Here is a 17,196-nt window from a genome sequence, read left to right as displayed (position 1 = left end):
GTGGAGGTTGTCGGGTTGAGCGTGGTTTTCGACGACGAGCTCAGAAATGGAACCAGGCCAGCGCGCCAAGCGTGACGCCAAGGCCACCCATCACCAGGGTGGCCCATTCCATCCAGCGCTTCTTGGTCAGCAAGGCAATGGCGGCCAGGGCGATGGAGACTTGCAAGGCCGTGGTGGCCTGGGCCCAGCGGTGATGCTCATGCATCTGGGCTTCGCTCTTTTCGTCGAAGCTCTTGGACTCGGCTTCAAGCTTTTCGGCTGCCAGCTTGATGTCGGCCTTTTCGGTCTTGTAGCGGTCCAGCTCGCCCAGATATTTGGCTTTCTGGTTGGGGTCCACCACCAAGGCCGCAGCCAACTCGGCCAGGTTTTGCTTATTGCTCTTGGATTGATAGAGCGCCCATTGATTGGCGGCTTCGGTCTTCTTGATGGCCGCGTCGTTCTTGTACAGGCCGGCATTGGCTTGCGTGGCGCCGCCCATATAGGAAAACATCGCGCCAACCGTGGCCAAGACAGCGGTGATCACCGCCAACTGGCCGGCCAGGCCCTTGGGGTCGTGTTGACTGGCATGCTCCAACTCGTGGTCATGCGGGCCGTGTACGTGAAATCCATGTCCAGACATCGTCGTTCCTCTGTATTTGTATGTGAATTGCTTGCGCCGCCAATTGCTGAGGGGCGAGGCGGGGCTGTCGCTTTTTCGGCCTGGGCGTGAATACTCTTTAAAGCGCCACAAGGCTTGCGAGTTGTGCGCCGGCTATTTTGACGCGCCTTGCTCGCTGTGCTCGCCGCAGCAGCCGTACCTGCTCAGCGGCGCAGATAGCTGACGAAGTCATAGCGCCAACCCTGCGCGCTCTTGTGTTGCTCTCGTGAGGTTTCGATGAACAGGCCGCGATCCCAGGCGGGGAAGAAGCTGTCGGCCTCGAACTCGGCATCAATCTCGGTCAGCTCCAGGCGGTGCGCCAAGGGCAGGGCCTGGGCATAGATATCGGCGCCGCCGATGATGGACACGCGAGCCTCAGCCCGGCAAGCCGCCAGCGCATCTTCCAGGCTGCCGAATACCTCGGCGCCACTGAGCTGCAGATCAGGGCTGCGGCTCAAGACCAGATTGCGCCGCGCGGGCAGGGGGCGAAACTTGACTGGCAATGAATCCCAGGTCTTGCGGCCCATGATGACGGGCGCGCCCAGGGTCAGTGCCTTGAAGCGGGCCATGTCCTCGGGCAAGCGCCAGAGCAAGGCGTTGTCACGCCCGATCGCGCCGTGGCGCGCCACGCCCGCCACCAAGCTGATCTGCGGGCCAGTGCCGAAGCTGCTCATACAGCCACCGGCGCCTTGATGGCGGGGTGGTGTTGATAGTCTTGCAACTCGAAGTCGTCGAACTCGTAGTCGAAGATCGAGGCTGGGCGGCGCCTGATGTGCATGGTCGGGTAGGCAAAGGGCTGGCGGGCCAGCTGTGTTTGCACCTGCTCGGCATGGTTGCTGTAGATGTGGCAGTCGCCACCGGTCCAGATGAAATCACCCAGGGCCAGGTCACATTGCTGCGCCAGCATCTGGGTCAGCAAGGCATAGCTGGCGATGTTGAATGGCACGCCGAGGAAGATGTCAGCACTGCGCTGATAGAGCTGGCAAGACAGCTTGCCATCGGCCACATAGAACTGGAAAAAAGCGTGGCAAGGCATCAAGGCCATTTGGTCCAGCTCGGCCACATTCCAGGCGCTGACGATGATGCGGCGCGAATCCGGGTTGTGCTTGAGTTGCTTAATCACTTCGGCGATCTGGTCGATGTGGCTGCCGTCGGCTTTGGGCCAGCTGCGCCACTGCACGCCATAAACAGGGCCTAAGCTGCCGTCCGCACGGGCCCATTCGTCCCAGATGGTGCAACCGCGCTCTTGCAGCCACGCCACATTGGCGTCGCCGCGAAGAAACCACAGCAGTTCAAGAATGATGGACTTGAGGTGCACCTTCTTGGTGGTGACCAGCGGAAAGCCTTCGCTCAGATCGAAGCGCATCTGGTGGCCAAACACCGAGCGCGTGCCGGTGCCGGTGCGGTCTTGTTTGAGCACCCCGTGCGCTTGAACATGGGCCATCAGGTCTTCGTATTGACGGCGAACCGGGCGCTCGCCGGCGGGAATTTGGGGGCTAGGGATGCTGCTGCTCATGGGGGCTGATTCTAGTGAGGTTTGCCGCTATCCTTAGTCGCATTGGCCGCCATCGGCCCTGACTTACGCTCACAGGTGTCATCATCAAAACCAAATTTGCCACTCTGATCCTGATTGCCGCCACCAGTTTGAGCGCGTTTGCCGCGGGCGATTTCAAGGTCATGCGAGATAACCCCTTCACCCGCTTCAACGCCGCCGACCAAGCCCTGCTGCAAGCCAGCATCGACAAAGCCTTGCTGGCCGAGGCCGAAGGGCAAGAGCAGGCCTGGAAGAACGACAAGTCCCGCGCTTCAGGCGCCGTTTGGGGTCTGGCGCGCTACCAAGACAAAGGTCAGGCCTGCCGCAAGCTGCGCGTACGTAATCAATTCGGCAAGATGATCAGCGAAGGCGTGTTCAATTTCTGCAAGCAGCCTAACGGAGAGTGGAAACTGCTTGGGCCGGATCTTGAGCCTTGAGCCTTGAGCCAAGCATGACAAGTGAGGCCAGCGGCTGGGGCCGGACTGGCTTGCGAAGATAGCGGCTCACGGGCTTGTGCCAGGTCGGCAAGACCTGCGCCAAGATGCTTGTGGGCAGTTCTTCGACTGCTTCAGCAGGCAAGGTTCAAAGCGCCCGGGTCGACCCTTGCACGCGCTCGTACCCCTAAGCCTAAGCCCTTGGCTGACACAGATCGGCGCTAAGCTCTCTTGATTGGTTGAATGAAGCAGGAGCTAGGCAATGAGCAAGCGCGGCGCGCGTGGTTTGGATGATTTTTTTGGTACACGGTTGGGCCAGGGCGCAGCGCTTGGCGGGGCGATGTCGGTGTCCTCTGTGTTCATGGCAATCGTGCTGGCCACACAGGCGACGGCCGTTGTTGCCGCCGATAAGGCCGCGCCAAGCCAGACGGCAGCCGCCACAACACTGATGGTCGAAGGCAGCGCCAGCTACCGTGAACGCATCGCCTTGCCGCCGGGTGCGGTGCTGCAAGTCAAGGTGGAAGACGTGTCGCTGATGGATGCGCCGGCCAAGGTACTGGCAGAACATCAGCAAGTGCTGGGCGGCAAGCAGGTGCCGCTGGCTTTTGCGATCCCCGTGGCTCCTGAATTGGTCGACTCCCGCCATCGTTACGGTGTTCGCGCCACTATTTTTGTCGACGGGCAGAAGCGCTTCACCAGCACCCGCCACTATCCGGTGCTGACACAAGGCGCGCCTAAGCGCCAGGATTTGCTATTGCAGGCGGTTCCCGCCAGCAGGCCCCAAGCCGACGGCGCAGCATTTGGCGCTGATCTGGGCTTAGCCCTGCCAGCCAGTTTCGCGGGCATCGTGCCCTGTGCTGATTGCCAGGGCATCGCCCAGACCTTGACGCTCAGGCCCGATGGTCTCTACCGCCTGCGCAGCCTTTATCTGGGCAAACCGGCCGGGCCGTTTCTGGAGCATGGCCGCTGGAGCAGCCAAGATAGCGGCAGCAAGCTGGTCTTGCGCTCTGGGATGGCGCAGCGCGTTTTAGCTCTGAGCAAACCTGCTGGTGTGCAAGCGGCTGAGTTGAGTTGGTTGAGTCCCGAAGGCAAGGCCATCGTGTCCGCATCCCCGTCGGTCTTGCGAGCAGTGGCCCAAGTTGATCCCATCAGCGAGACTTTGCGCTGGCGGGGCGAGTTGCAATGGCGCGGCGACGCCGCCCGATTCACCGATTGCGATAGCGGCCTGACTTGGCCTGTGGCCGCTGCATCGGGCGCGCTCTCCATCTTGAAGACCGAGTTCAGCCGCTTGCGTGGCAACTCGGACGCCCCTTTGCTGCTGCAAATTGATGGCCGGCTGCAGGGCGGGGCCACCGGGCCATCGGGCGCAGGCGAACAGCTTTGGGTGGAGCAAGTCATCAGCGCCGAAGCCGAGGGGCGATGTGCCGTTCGGGCCGTTTTGAAAGTGCCGCCGGACTATCAAGCCAGCGGTGCCGCGTCACCAGCACAGGCAACAGCGGCGGCAGCAGCTTCCGCGAGCCTGATCAACACCTACTGGAAGCTGCTGGAACTCAAAGGCAAGGCTGTGCCGCGCCCCGAGGAGCAAGGCCGCGAGGTGCAGATCACTTTGTTGGCGCAAGACCAGCGCGTGGCCGGTTTTTCAGGTTGCAATCGCTTGATGGGCAGCTACCGCTTGGGCGCGACCGGGCAACTCAAATTCGGCCAACTCGCCGGCACCATGATGGCCTGCCCGCCTGCAGCGATGGCCTTGGAACAGCAAGTGCATGCCATGTTGGCCGATGTGGCGAGCTACCGCCTGCAGGGCCAGCAGTTGGAGTTGCTGAATGCGGCGCAACAAGTCTTGGCCCGTTTTGAGGCCGTGTACTTGCGTTAAGCTTTTGCTGTTGATGAATCATCCAGGCACGCCGCCAAAGGCGCTGCCCAAAGAGCAATTTTTTTACTGGGAGTTTTTGCAATGACAAGTATTTCTTCGCGCGTGAAGGCCTTGAGCCTGGCCCTGGCCCTGGTGGGTAGCGTGGCCATGCCCGGCCTGGTGAATGCACAAGCCAGCGCAGGCGTGGCGACGGTGTCCACCGATACGGTTCGCGCCAAGGGTGGCGAATTCGAATTGCACGCCAAAGTGGTGGAATTGGACCAAGCCCAGCGCAGCATCGTCTTGCGCACCAAACAGGGCAAGCTTTTGAGCGTTGACGTGCCGGCCTCAATTCCTAACTTCGAACAAGTGCGGGTGGGTGATGGCCTGGTGATTCGTTATGCCGCCGCCGTGGCTGTGGAGTTGGAGCCGCTGGCCAGCACCACCGGCATCCGCGAGAAGATTGAATCGATGAGCGATGGCAAGAGCAATGTCGGTGGCTTGCCCGGCGCCGTGGCCGGCCGCAAGGTCGAGGTGCTGGCCGTTGTTGAAGGCATTGACCGCCAGGCCCGCACCGTCAAGCTGCGCGGTGTCAAGCGCATCGTCACGGTCAAGGCGCCTGACAACGTCGATCTGGCCAAGATCAAAGTGGGCCAAGAAGTGCGTGCCGTGTTCATCGAGGCCGCCGCCGTTAGCGTGGAACGCCGCGCCGTCAAGTAATTCACTTGTTGATTCATTGAGCGTTTGAAGGAGAGCCCTGTCATGACAAACACTGCGCCCAAGTTTTCCATTTCCTCCCTGCTGAGCGCCGGACTACTGGCGACGGGTTTGTTGCTGACGGGCTGCGCCAGCGGCCCCGAGGTCAAGGCGAACGCTGCGCAAGGCACTGACTTCGCTAGCTACAAAACCTTCGGTTTTGCCTCGCCGCTGGGCACCGACAAGGGTGGCTATCAAAGCATCGTGTCGCAGTACCTGAAGGCGGCCTCGCAGCGTGAGCTGGAAGCGCGCGGCCTGAAGTACGAGCCCAATGCGCCGCAGCTTTTGATCAACTTCAACGCGGCCTTGAATGACAAGCTGATGGTCACCAGCATGCCGACCATGGGTGTGGGCATGAGCCGCGGCTACTACGGCTATCGCTCGGGCATGTACTCGACCTGGCCGATGTACCAGGACCAGGTCAGCAGCTACAAGGAAGGTACGCTCAATGTGGACCTGATCGACGCCGCCCGCAAGCAGATGGTTTGGGAGGCCGTGGTCACTGACAGCGTCACCCAAAAAGACGTTGATCAGCTGAAGCAAGCCATCGATATCGCGGTGGCGGCGGCTTTTGCCAAGTTCCCGCTGCCAGCCACGGCACCTATGCCGGTGCAAGCCAAGTAAGCGAAAGCCGTCCTGGCACAAGCCAGGGTTCAAGTCCTCAGCTGACTTGAACCCTGGCTTTTTTTCGTCATCGCCGCCGGGCAGGGCGCAACAGCGGCCAAAAATCGCGTCCAATGCGCTTCTTGCAGCCGACGCGTCATTGGCTCAATCCGGCTTCTACCGAATAACCACCCATCATGATTTTCAAACGACTGATTCTTCCCCTGCTTGTGCTGGTGCTGCTGATTGCGGCCTATTTCGCCTTTGTGCTGAACTGGAGCTATTCCTCGGGGGAGCGCGCCGGCTGGATCCAGAAGCTTTCGTACAAGGGCTGGATCTGCAAGACCTGGGAAGGCGAAGTGGCGCTGGTTTCGCTGCCCGGCACCTCGCAAGTGGAGAAGTTCACATTCACGGTGCGGGACGATAAGGTTGCCGCGGAACTCAATGCCGTCATGGGTCGCCGGGTGGCGCTGCACTACGAACAAAAAGTGGGCCTGCCCACCAGCTGCTTTGGCGAGACCCGCAATTACGTGACCGGCGTGACCATCACCAATGACATCTCGATCTCCCCCGGCGTGGTGGTGCAGACTCGCGAAGGCCAGGTCGCGGATCAAGCGGCGGCAGCTGCAGCCAGCGCTGCCGCGGCGTCTGCTGCTCAGGGCTACTGAGCCCGCGGCGCAGAGGCTGACGATTCGACAAACAAGAATCGATCAATAGCCCGCGTCAAATTGCAGGGCCGCCAGGCGGGCATAGAGCCCGCCTTTTGCTGTCAGCTCGGCATGTGTGCCTTGCTCGACGATGCGGCCATGCTCCAGCACCACAATGCGGTCGGCCCGCTGCACGGTGGCCAGGCGGTGGGCGATCACGAGCGTGGTGCGGTCTTGCATCGCAGCTTCCAGCGCGGCTTGCACCATGCGTTCGCTCTCGGCGTCTAGCGCGCTGGTGGCTTCGTCCAGCAGCAGCAAGGGCGGGTTCTTCAGCATCGCCCGCGCAATGCTGACGCGCTGCCGCTGGCCGCCTGACAGGCGCACGCCGCGCTCACCCAAAAAGGTTTGATAGCCCTCGGGCAGGGCGCGGATGAATTCATCGGCAAAGGCCGCCTTGGCGGCTGCCATCACTTGTTCATCGGTCGCCTCGGGGCGGCCGTAGCGGATGTTTTCCAGCGCGCTGCTCGAGAAGATCACGCTGTCTTGTGGCACCAAGCCGATGCTGGCGCGCAAATCATGCAGGCTCAGCTGCTGGGTGTTGACGCCGTTGAGCAAGACCTGACCCTGCTGGGCATCGTAAAAACGCAGGAGCAGTTGGAACACCGTGCTCTTGCCCGCGCCACTGGGGCCGACCAGGGCCACGGTTTCACCCGGCGCGATGTCCAGATGGAAGTCCTGCAGCGCCGCCTGCTGGGGGCGCGAAGGGTAGTTGAACTGCAGGTTCTGCAGGCGCAGCGCTGTCCCGCCCGCCAGCTGGGGCAAGGGCAGGGGCTGGGTGGGTTCAGCCACTGGTGAGCGGCTGGCCAGCAATTCCATCAAGCGCTCGGTGGCGCCCGCCGCGCGCAGCACATCGCCGTAAACCTCGGCCAAGACGGCCACGCTGCTGACCATCAAGATGGCGTAGACCACCGACTGGCCCAGATGCCCGGCGCTGATGCGCCCGGCCATCACCGCTTGGGTGCCGATGTACAAGCCCCACAGCAGGGCGGCAAACGTGGCGGTGATGATGAAGGCCACCAGCCCGGCGCGCATCTTGGTGCGTTTGCGTGCGGTCTCAAAGGCGTTCTCGCTGGCCTGGGCAAAACGACTGGCTTCACCAATTTCCTGGGTGTAGCTTTGCACCACCGGCACGGCATTGAGTACCTCGGCAGCAATCGCGCTGGTGTCGGCCACACGGTCCTGGCTGGCCCGGCTGAGCTTGCGCACGCGCCGGCCAAAGTAGACGGCAGGCACCACCACCAGCACCAAAATTCCGAGGACCTGCAGCATCACGACCGGGTTGGTGGCCACCAGCATGGCCATGGCGCCCACGCCCATCACCAGGCTGCGCAAGCCCATCGAGAAGCTCGAACCCACGACGGTTTGCACCACGGTCGTGTCGGTGGTGATGCGGCTCAGGACCTCGCCGGTTTGGGTGGTTTCAAAAAACTCGGGGCTTTGGCGGATCACATGGCTGTAGACCGCATTGCGCAGGTCGGCCGTGACCCGCTCACCCAGCCAAGTCACCATATAAAAGCGCAGGGCCGAGAACACGCCCAGGGCCGCGCCGACGCCGAACAGGGCCAGAAAGTGCTCACGCATGGCCATCAAGCGGGCGCCCGGGTCGCCGCTGACCATGCCTTGGTCCACCAGGCCACGCAGCGCGAGCGGAAAGGCCAGGGTGGCCAGTGCGGCCAGGGTCAGGAATACCAGCGCGGCGGCAATGCGCCAGCGGTAAGGCCGCAGAAATGGCGCCAATCCGCTCAAGGAGCGGGGCTTACCGGTCGGCTTGACGTCGCTGGTGGCTTTGTTGGTGGGCAGGGGGGCGTTTGCGCTCAGGGCTGGGTTGGATGCAGGCATGGGCGCAGTTTAGGGGCGGGGCCATGACCTTGTGCTGACGGGCTGGTGCAGAAACCCTATTCCCATGTTTGACTTGAAATAATTGCATTGACAATGATTGCCTAGGCAACTAAATTGCACGCCTTGCCAAACAAGCGCCGCCACCGTGCCCAAAAAAACCACCCATGCGCCGCCCGAGTTTTACCGGGCTGAAAGCTATTGCCGCGAGGACAGCCTGGGCTGGTTGATGCGCAAGTTCAAACAGTCCGTCACGCGCCAGGCGGAGTTGCGCCTGCACGATGTCGGCCTGACGCATGCGCAATGGGGCACTTTGATGAGCTTGCGCTTCGGCGGCCCCAGCTCCACCGTGGCCCTGGTGCGTGAGTTGGATGTGGATGCCGGTGCTTTGAGCCGGCTGCTTGACCGCCTGGAAAGCAAAGGCTTTGTGACCCGTGAACGCAGCGAGGAAGACCGCCGCGTGGTCACTGTGGCGCTGAGCGCAGAAGGGCTGCGTGTCACGGCAGAGTTGCCCGCTGTCTTGTCCGACGTGTTCAACGCCCATCTGGCGGGTTTCAGTGAACAAGAGTGGCGCCTGCTGCTCAGCTTTTTGCGACGAATGATTGATAACGGCGAGGCCTTGCGTGACAGCAACGCAGCCCGCCCCAGCTCGAACGACACCCCCCTATGACAATGCGCCTAAGCTTGCTGATGACAGCGGCCCTGAGCCTGGTGGCTTGTGCCCCAGTGCCCACACTCAAACCCGCCGCACAGGCGATTTCAGCCGAGCAGGTCGGGCTGTCCAGCCCCAGCCAGCCAGCCAGCAGCCCAGCTGCGCCAGAACTTGCCCAGCCTCAAGCTTGGTGGCAGGCCTTCAAGGATGCGCAGCTCGATGCCTTGATCGAACGCGCCCTGGCCAACTCGCCCAGCTTGGCCTTGGCCCGCGCCCGCATGGACCGCGCTGCCGCGCAGGTGGAGCAGGCGCAGGCAGCAGACAAGCCGGTGGTCGGCGCCGGCCTGGACATGACTTACCAGCGCTTCCCCGAGCACAGCCTCTATCCGCCGCCGTTGGCCGGCAGCCTGCGCACCACGTCGACGCTGCAGGCGGGTGTTGGCTATGACTGGGACTTTTTCGGCCGCCACCAGGCGGAACTCGACACGGCCTTGGGCCAGGGGCGGGCGGCGCAAGCCGACCAGGCTGCCGCGCGACTGAGCTTGTCGGCCCAAGTGGCGCGCAGCTATCTGGCTTTGGCGCGGACCTTGGCGCAGCAAGAGCTCTTGCAACGCCAGCTGGCCGAGCGCAAGGAGACACTCAGCCTGGTGCAGCAGCGTGTTGCCGCCGGCTTGGATAACGGCCAAGATCAGCGCAATGCCGAAGCTCCCTTGCCTGAGCTGCAGCGCCAAAGCGTTTTGCTGGACGAGCAAGCGGCCGCCTTGCGTCAACAGCTGGCCAGCCTGAGCGTGCAGCCGGCCGCGGCCCTGCGTGAGCTGGCGCCGCGCCTGCCCGCCGCTTTGAATCTGGGCCCCGAAGCCCAGGCGCAGCTGGGCGTGGACCTGCTGGGCCGCCGCCCCGATGTGGTGGCCGCGCGCTGGCGGGTTGAAGCAGCCAGCAGCCAGGTCAGCCTGGCGCGCGCCCAGTTCTACCCCAATGTCAGCCTGAATGCTTTTGTGGGATTCAGCTCGATTGGCATCGACAAGCTCTTGCAGCCGGGCAGCTTGCAATATGGCCTTGGCCCCTCGATCCGCCTGCCGCTGTTTGACACCGGGCGCCTGCGCGCCCAGTTGCATGGCTCGGCCGCGGAGCTGGATGCGGCCGTGGCCGCCTACAACGGGGCGGTGATTGAGGCGGTGCGAGAGGCCAGCGATCAGCTGCGTGCCTTGCAGTCGGTGCAGAGCCAGCAGCAGGCCCAGCAAACCGCGCTGCTCAATGCCGAGGCCTCGCGGCAGTTGCAGACGCAGCGCTTTGAAGCCGGCCTGGGCAACAAGTTGGCCCTGCTGAGCGCGCGCGGCAATGCCTTGCAGCAACAGCGCCAGATGCTGGACTTGTATGCGCAGCAGCTGGACACGCAGGTCAGCCTCGTGCGCGCCCTGGGCGGCGATTGGCAGGACCTGCCCAAGCGCTGACCCACTGAAGCACTCCGCGCACTGAGCACTCCCAGACACGCCAAACATTGAAGTGGCACGCCGGCCAGCCAGGCCCAGCGCGTGCCAACCACAGCTACTTACGCCAACCTAGAGCCACATTCATGAGCGACTCTGCCAACTCGGCTTCCCCCATTTCCGCCCCGGCCTCAGCGTCTATGCCTAAATCCTCCGCCCGCAAACGCGGCCTCAGCATCGTTGGCTTGACCGTGCTGGTCGGGCTGGTGGCCTATGTTGGCTATCAATGGCTGGTGAGCAGCCGGGTCGAAGTGACCGACAACGCCTATGTCAACGCCGATGTGGTTCAGATCACGCCCCTGGTGGGCGGCACGGTGCGTGCCGTTCATGTGGATGACACCGACTTCGTCAAGGCCGGCCAAGCCCTGGTGAGCTTAGACCCCGCCGACACCCGCGTGGCGCTAGAGCAGGCCCAAAGCGCGCTGGCGCAAACCGTGCGTGAAGTGCGCACCTTGTATGCCAATAACGCCACCCTGCAAGCGCAAATCCGCGCCCGCGACGCCGATGTGCAACGCGCTCAAAGCGAGCTGACCCGACTGAGCGCCGATGTGCAACGCCGCCAGCCCCTGCTGAGCAGCGGTGCCATTGGCCGCGAAGAGCTGGACCACGCTCAGGCCCAAGTGGCCGCTGCCAAGTCCACGCTGGCCGCCGCGCAATCGGCCCAGCAAGCCGCGCAGGAACAACTCAGCAGCAATCAGGTGCTGACCGATGGCACCAGTGTGGCTCAGCACCCCAATGTGCAGCGTGCTGCGGCCAAGCTGCGCGAGGCCTTTTTGGCCCAGCAGCGCACCAGCTTGCAGGCGCCGGTGGACGGCTGGGTGGCCCGTCGCTCTGTGCAGTTAGGCCAACGCGTCGCCGCTGGCGCGCCGCTGATGGCGGTGGTCGGCCTGCAGCAAGCCTGGGTGGATGCCAACTTCAAGGAAGGCCAAGTGGCCCGCCTGCACATCGGCCAAAGCGCCAAGCTGGTGGCTGATGTTTACGGCAATAAGGTGGAGTTCCAGGGCAAGATCGTCGGCCTGTCGGCCGGCACCGGCGCGGCATTCGCCTTGCTGCCTGCGCAGAACGCGACCGGCAACTGGATCAAGGTGGTGCAGCGTGTGCCGGTCCGCATTGCGCTGGACCCCAAGCAATTGGCGGAGCATCCGCTGCGTGTCGGCCTGTCGATGATGGTGACGGTGGATGTGCAAGACCAGAGCGGCAAGAGCCTGGTGGACGCGCCCCGCAGCGCGCCGGCCAGCCAGACCGCCATCTTTGACCAGGCGGACGCCGCGGCCGAGGCCGATGTGGCCCGCATCATCAAGGCCAATCTGGGCCAGCCGGCCGCTAAGCCTGCTGCCAAGCCCGCCGCCAAGGTGCACGCCTAAGCCATGAGCGCACCGCACGCATTGCCTGAGCCGCTGAAGGGCTCGGCCCTGGTGCTGGGCACCATCGCGCTGTCCCTGGCCACTTTCATGAATGTGCTGGACTCCAGCATTGCCAATGTCTCGCTGCCGGCGATCTCGGGTGACCTGGGGGTCAGCCCGGTGCAGGGCACCTGGGTCATCACCAGCTTTGGTGTGGCCAACGCGATCTCGGTGCCGCTGACCGGCTGGCTGACCCAGCGCTTTGGCGCCGTGCGCCTGTTCACCACCAGCGTGCTGCTCTTCGTGCTGGCCTCCTGGTTGTGCGGCTTCGCGCATTCGCTGGAGATGCTGGTGGCCTGCCGGGTGCTGCAAGGCCTGGTGGCTGGGCCGATGATTCCGCTTTCGCAAACCTTGCTGCTGGCCAGCTATTCGCGGGCACGCGCCGGCACGGCTTTGGCCTTATGGGGCATGACCACGCTGGTCGCACCCGTGGTCGGGCCCTTGCTGGGCGGCTGGATCACTGACAACGTGTCTTGGCCCTGGATCTTCTACATCAATGTGCCGGTGGGCTTGTTCGCCGCCTTTCTGACCTGGAGCATCTACCGCGAACGTGAGACGGCGATCAAGAAGCTGCCGATCGACGGGGTGGGTCTGGCCTTGCTGGTGATCTGGGTCGGCGCGCTGCAAATCATGCTCGACAAGGGCAAGGAGCTGGATTGGTTCGCCAGCGGCGAGATTCAAATCCTGGCTGTTGCCGCCGCGGTGGGCTTTGCCTTCTTCGTGGTGTGGGAGCTGACGGATAAGCATCCGGTGGTGGATCTGCGCTTGTTCGCCCGGCGCAATTTCGTCTTCGGTGCGGCCACGCTGTCGGTGGCTTATGGCCTCTTCTTCGGCAATGTGGTGCTGCTGCCGCTGTGGTTGCAGCAGTACATGGGCTACACGGCAACCGATGCAGGCATGGCCCTGGCGCCGGTGGGCGTGCTGGCGATTTTGCTGTCGCCCGTGGCAGGTAAAAACGTGGCCCGCTTTGACCCGCGTTGGATGGCCAGTTTTGCCTTCGTGATGTTCGCGGTGGTACTCGGTATGCGCTCCAACTTCACCACGCAGACCGATTTCGCGACCATCATGATCCCGACGATTCTGCAGGGTGCGGCGCTGGCCTTCTTCTTCATCCCGCTCACCACCTTGACGCTCAGCGGCATCACGCCGGACCGCTTGCCCGCCGCCGCCGGCCTGTCTAACTTTGTGCGCATCACCGCTGGCGCCATGGGCACGTCCATCGCCACCACCTTGTGGGAGAGTCGCGCCACCTTGCATCACCATCACATGGTGGAGCAACTGAGCCTTGGCAACCCGGTGGCGGGCGAGACGCTGGGCAAGTTGATGGCAGGGGGCTTGAGTGAAACCCAGGCTCTGGCGCAGATCAACCGGCTGATCGATCAGCAAGCCTTCACGCGTGCGGCCGACGATATTTTCTTGGCCTCGGCCATGATCTTTGTGCTGCTGATCTCCACCATCTGGCTGACCAACCGCCCGCCCAAGCTGACTGGTGCCACAACAGTGGATGCCGGAGGCGCCCACTGAGCGTGTTGGCCTGCGGGCCTCAAGGCAGATTCATGCCGCCCGCATAACCGGTCATTTCCAGGTAGCCATAGCCCAGCGCTGGGCCGCCCTGGGCTGGCAGCAGTTCAGCCGGCCCTTCCCAGTAGCGCATGCCGGTGCTGAGCCGGGCGTCGATTTCCTGCGCTTCGCTGATGGCCTTGAGGCGCCACTGACCGACCGGTGTGCTGAGTTGCCATTCCACCGGATAGCGGGCGCCGCCCTGTGGGCTGTCCCAATGCCGCAGGGCTTGCATCTGCAACACGCCGTTGGGGAAGTTGAGCGTGCTGCCGTCCGGCCGGCGCCAACTGCCGCCGCTCCACAGCACCGAGCCGTCGGCCCGCCGCAAGCGGAACAAGGTCAGCGCGCCACCGTCCAGCAAATTGATGCCGCACCAGTCCCAGCCCACGGCGCGGTCGGCCCCCGCCACGCCCAAAAAGCTATGGCTCCACTCATGGTCCAGCCAGGAGCGTCCTTGCAAGTCCAGGCGCTGGTTGCCCAGGCGCAGCTGTGCGTGGGCCTGCAATTGCACCTGGCTGTAGTACTGGCTGAACTGCGCGGCTTGGGGGCCTTTGCGTGACAGGCCTTGCTCGCCTTGCAGCAGCAAGGCTTGAGTGGATTGCAACTGCAGGTCCAGGGCAAAACCTTGCTCGTTCTTACTATCCCCGCCGCCAAAACGAGCTTGGTAGCGGCTACGCCCTGGGCTCAAATCCTGGCGCCGCAGCTGCCAATCACGCAGATGCACAGCGCAGTCGCTTTCGCTGGCTTCGGCAATGCCCAGGCCGGCGCGGGCGCTGCGTTGCGCGTGCCAGGTCTTGCCGCTGCGCAGATCACTCAGCGCGATATGCCCGATCAGCAATTGCTTGGCGGCCAAGGCGCTCGGGTGACTGGCTGCGGCCGGGCCTTTGAGGCGAAAGAAAGTAAGCTGATATCCGAAGGCAGGGCGCTCTTGCGCTTGGGGCGCCAGCAGTCCGGTCAGGTACCACCATTCCAGGCTGTGGCCGGGGTGAGCGCCGAAGTCGCGCGGGAAGGTGAGGGCGGTTGAGGAGGGGGCAGCGGCTTGAGTCAGCGGTGCTTGCCCCGCCAGCCAGCTGGCAGACAAACCCTGCAGGACGTGCCGGCGCCGCATCACCAATCCTCCTTCACCGCATGGACGGCTGCATCACTCGCGGCGCGGCGGCCTGCCAACCAGGCTGCCGCCACACTCGCCAGCCACATGGCGCCGGCCAGCGCGGCCAAGCGGGCGACTGGGATATGCATGTCCATGCTCCAGTGAAAACTCTGCGGATTGAGCACCCATACCAACACCGCCGATAAGCCCAGGCCCAGGCTCAGGCCCGCCAGCGCGCCGACCGCGCACAGCAGACCAGCCTCCAGCAAGAGCAGGCGCAACACATCGGCGCGGCAAAAGCCCAGGTGCAGCAAGAGGCCGAATTCGCGTTTGCGCGCCAACATCTGGGCCGACTGCGCCGCAGCGATGCCAAACAAACCAATCGCCAGCGTGACCGCTTGCAGCCACACCGTGACGGCGAAGCTGCGGTCGAAGATCTTCATCGACATCTCACGCAGGTCCGCACTCTCGGCAATCTCGATGTCTTGCGGCTGCGCCGCCATGGCACGCAGGCGCCGAATTGCCGGCCCGGCCGCTTGGCCCTCGGGCAGCCAGATCAGCAACTCGGTGATGCGGGTGTCGCCGCGCCAGCGCTGGTAGGCGTCCATCGGCATCAGCACCGCGCCGGACTGGCGCGCATAGTCGCGCCAGACGCCGCGCACATAGGCGGGCAGGCCGGGCTTTTGTTCGGCCCCTGGCGTGCCAACTGCGGCGTTCTCACTCAGCCCACCCGGCTGCAGCAGCATCAAGCGCTGGCCGGGGCGCAGGGCCAGGGTGTCGCGCAAAGCTTCGCTGATGTAGATGGGGGTCAGGTCTTGCTCTGCGATCTTGCCCAGCTTGCCCGTGCCTGGCGGCTCAGGGCGGGCCAAGTCGCCCTGCAAGGGCAGGCGGGCTTCGTCAATCCGGCGGGCCATGAGGGCAAAGCGCTCGCTGCTGCCTTGCAGCTGAATCCGGTCGCTGCGCTGTGGCTGCAGGCGCTGGCTCAGGCCGCTGGCAGATACGGCCTCGACGAACTCGGTCGGCAGCGGCGCGGTTTGGCCGTCAAGTCCTGTCGCCAAGCTGGCGCGCACATAGAGGTCGGCCGGCAACATGCGCGATAGCCAATCGTCCAGCGAGAACCGGAAGCTGCCCACCATCACCAGCATGGACACCGACAGGCTCAGGCTCACCAGCACGCCGGCCAGCGCTCGGCTGGCTTCACCGGCCTGGTCACGCGCGCGTTCACGCACCAAGAGCAGCAAGGCAGAACGGCCTGCGCCCGGCCAATGCGCTAGCGCACTCATGCTCAGGTGCAGCAATTGCGGCACGCAGGCGATGCCGCCAAGCAAAAGGCTCAGCATGGCGGCATAAGCCCCCAGCGGCACCTCGGCACAGCCGGAAGATCGAGGCAAGGGCGGCAACATTGCCAGCCCCAGACCCAATATGAGCAGGCTGGGGCCCAGCCACGCCGGCAGCCCGCGCGCACTTTGGCTGCCCAAACCTTTAAGCACCTGCGCGACAGGCAAACGGCGCAGCTCCAGGGCGGGCAAGGCCGCGCTGAGCAAGCTGACCAACACGCCCAAGGCGCCAAAGGCTGCAGCGGCGCCCCAGGGCAATTGTTCAAACGCCAGGGTGGCATGGCTGCGGCTCAAACCCAGCTGACTGCCAAGAACTTGCAAGCCCAGCTGCGCCATGCCCCAGCCCAGCAGCAAGCCCAGCGCGGAGCCGATAAGCCCGAGCAGCAGAGCCTCGCTCAGCAGCATGGTCGCACGCTCGCGCGCCGTCATGCCCAAGACGCCCAGCAAGGCCCACTGCGGCAGGCGCTGCGCGACCGACAGCGACATCACCGAAAACAGCAGCAAGCTGCCGGTGAACAAGGCCATCAGCGAGAGCACGCTCAAATTGACGCGGTAGGCACGCGTCAACTCGCTCAAGCGCGCCCCTTCGTCGGGCGGCGGCGCGGCGCTGATGCCGCCCGGCCAGTTTTGCTGGGCCAGCCAGGCTTGCGGGCTGATGCCGGTGTTATGCAGGCGCAGGTCGATGCGATCGATGCGCCCCAGGCGGCCCAGCAGGAGTTGCGCGGCGGCAATATCCATCACCGCCAGGGGTGAACCGGGCGCAGGCACTGAGCCGGCCAGATTCAAGTCCAGGCTGAGGGCCTGACCGTTTTCGGCCGAGGCGGCTCTCAGTGTCAGCGCTTGGCCTGGCTCGCGCGCGGCTGGTGCCAGGCGCTGTAGGGCCGCGGCATTGAGCCAGATCAGCTGCGGGTCGATCAAAGCGGTGAGTCCACCCGAGGCTTTGGCGCCAGCGCTTGGCAGCAGTTGCGGATTCATGGCCGCACCTGCCAAGGCATCCCAGCCGATCAGGCGCAGATTGAAGGGTTGGCCTTTGGCATCACGCAGCTGCGCCTGGCCTTCGATGACAGGCGCGGCCAGACTGAGGGCCGGGTCTTGCGCGACGCGGGCAAAAAGAGATTCGGGCAAGCCGCCGCCGTCGGTGGCCCGCAGCACCAGGTCGGGCTGACCATTCAAGCTGGCGCTCGCCCGGCCAAATTCATCCAGCGCGCTGCTATTGAGCAGGTGAACTGCAAAGCTCAGGGCCACGCCTAGGCAGATGGCTAAGAGAGCCAAAAGTTGGCGGCCGGCTTGATGGCGTAAGGCCGGCCA

Annotated in this window: 15 protein-coding genes; 9 read left to right on the top strand and 6 right to left on the bottom strand. The window is 64.1% G+C overall.

Features of this window, described 5'->3' with window-relative positions; translation table 11 throughout:
• Window positions 1-40 precede the first annotated feature (40 nt).
• The 3 genes from AT984_RS08560 to AT984_RS08550 form a co-directional block, all read right to left on the bottom strand.
• On the bottom strand, window positions 41-619 hold the full coding sequence (locus AT984_RS08560; protein ID WP_058719735.1) for a DUF4337 domain-containing protein: 579 nt from the start codon (window positions 617-619) through the stop codon (window positions 41-43).
• Window positions 620-801: 182 nt separating this feature from the next.
• Entirely contained in the window at window positions 802-1,311 is a 510-nt protein-coding gene (locus AT984_RS08555) for a dihydrofolate reductase (RefSeq protein WP_058719734.1), read from the bottom strand.
• Window positions 1,308-2,153, bottom strand: a complete 846-nt coding sequence (locus AT984_RS08550; protein ID WP_058719733.1) for a thymidylate synthase — start codon at window positions 2,151-2,153, stop codon at window positions 1,308-1,310. Before AT984_RS08550 ends, AT984_RS08555 begins: the two co-directional genes overlap by 4 nt.
• Window positions 2,154-2,314: 161 nt before the next feature.
• Between AT984_RS08550 and AT984_RS08545 the strand changes: the two genes are divergently transcribed.
• From AT984_RS08545 to AT984_RS08525, 5 genes are all read left to right on the top strand, one after another.
• A complete protein-coding gene (locus AT984_RS08545) occupies window positions 2,315-2,608 on the top strand; it encodes an RT0821/Lpp0805 family surface protein (RefSeq protein ID WP_156421955.1) in 294 nt (97 codons plus the stop codon).
• 259 nt (window positions 2,609-2,867) lie between these two features.
• Window positions 2,868-4,478: a YbaY family lipoprotein gene (locus tag AT984_RS08540; RefSeq protein ID WP_058719731.1), complete on the top strand. Its 1,611-nt coding sequence runs from the start codon at window positions 2,868-2,870 to the stop codon at window positions 4,476-4,478.
• 81 nt (window positions 4,479-4,559) lie between these two features.
• A complete protein-coding gene (locus AT984_RS08535) occupies window positions 4,560-5,177 on the top strand; it encodes a hypothetical protein (protein WP_156421954.1) in 618 nt (205 codons plus the stop codon).
• A gap of 42 nt (window positions 5,178-5,219) precedes the next feature.
• A complete protein-coding gene (locus AT984_RS08530) occupies window positions 5,220-5,837 on the top strand; it encodes a DUF4136 domain-containing protein (RefSeq protein WP_058719729.1) in 618 nt (205 codons plus the stop codon).
• 176 nt (window positions 5,838-6,013) lie between these two features.
• Complete coding sequence (locus tag AT984_RS08525; RefSeq protein WP_197418284.1) at window positions 6,014-6,484, top strand: hypothetical protein; 471 nt, start codon at window positions 6,014-6,016, stop codon at window positions 6,482-6,484.
• A gap of 42 nt (window positions 6,485-6,526) precedes the next feature.
• Here the strand turns inward: AT984_RS08525 and AT984_RS08520 are convergent, their stop codons facing one another.
• Window positions 6,527-8,362: an ABC transporter transmembrane domain-containing protein gene (locus AT984_RS08520; protein WP_156421953.1), complete on the bottom strand. Its 1,836-nt coding sequence runs from the start codon at window positions 8,360-8,362 to the stop codon at window positions 6,527-6,529.
• A 145-nt stretch (window positions 8,363-8,507) separates the two neighbouring features.
• On the opposite strand from AT984_RS08520, the gene AT984_RS08515 reads away from it, so the two are divergent.
• From AT984_RS08515 to AT984_RS23480, 4 genes are all read left to right on the top strand, one after another.
• Complete coding sequence (locus tag AT984_RS08515; RefSeq protein ID WP_058719728.1) at window positions 8,508-9,029, top strand: MarR family winged helix-turn-helix transcriptional regulator; 522 nt, start codon at window positions 8,508-8,510, stop codon at window positions 9,027-9,029.
• The gene (locus AT984_RS08510; RefSeq protein ID WP_058719727.1) at window positions 9,026-10,462 is read left to right on the top strand and encodes an efflux transporter outer membrane subunit; all 1,437 of its coding nucleotides are present in this window, start codon (window positions 9,026-9,028) and stop codon (window positions 10,460-10,462) included. The genes AT984_RS08515 and AT984_RS08510 overlap by 4 nt, the downstream gene beginning before the upstream one ends.
• Before the next feature lie 122 nt (window positions 10,463-10,584).
• Complete coding sequence (locus AT984_RS23485) at window positions 10,585-11,862, top strand: HlyD family secretion protein (protein WP_231741595.1); 1,278 nt, start codon at window positions 10,585-10,587, stop codon at window positions 11,860-11,862.
• 3 nt (window positions 11,863-11,865) lie between these two features.
• The gene (locus AT984_RS23480; RefSeq protein WP_058719726.1) at window positions 11,866-13,425 is read left to right on the top strand and encodes a DHA2 family efflux MFS transporter permease subunit; all 1,560 of its coding nucleotides are present in this window, start codon (window positions 11,866-11,868) and stop codon (window positions 13,423-13,425) included.
• A gap of 19 nt (window positions 13,426-13,444) precedes the next feature.
• Here the strand turns inward: AT984_RS23480 and AT984_RS08495 are convergent, their stop codons facing one another.
• Both AT984_RS08495 and AT984_RS08490 read right to left on the bottom strand, forming a co-directional pair.
• A complete protein-coding gene (locus AT984_RS08495) occupies window positions 13,445-14,569 on the bottom strand; it encodes a lipocalin-like domain-containing protein (protein ID WP_058719725.1) in 1,125 nt (374 codons plus the stop codon).
• Window positions 14,569-17,160, bottom strand: coding sequence for an ABC transporter permease (locus AT984_RS08490; RefSeq protein WP_156421952.1), 2,592 nt, complete (start codon window positions 17,158-17,160; stop codon window positions 14,569-14,571). Before AT984_RS08490 ends, AT984_RS08495 begins: the two co-directional genes overlap by 1 nt.
• Between the last annotated feature and the right edge of the window lie 36 nt (window positions 17,161-17,196).

The sequence above is a fragment of the Paucibacter sp. KCTC 42545 genome, from assembly GCF_001477625.1.
GTDB lineage: Bacteria > Pseudomonadota > Gammaproteobacteria > Burkholderiales > Burkholderiaceae_C > Paucibacter_A.
This window is presented reverse-complemented; position numbering and strand designations above follow the sequence as displayed.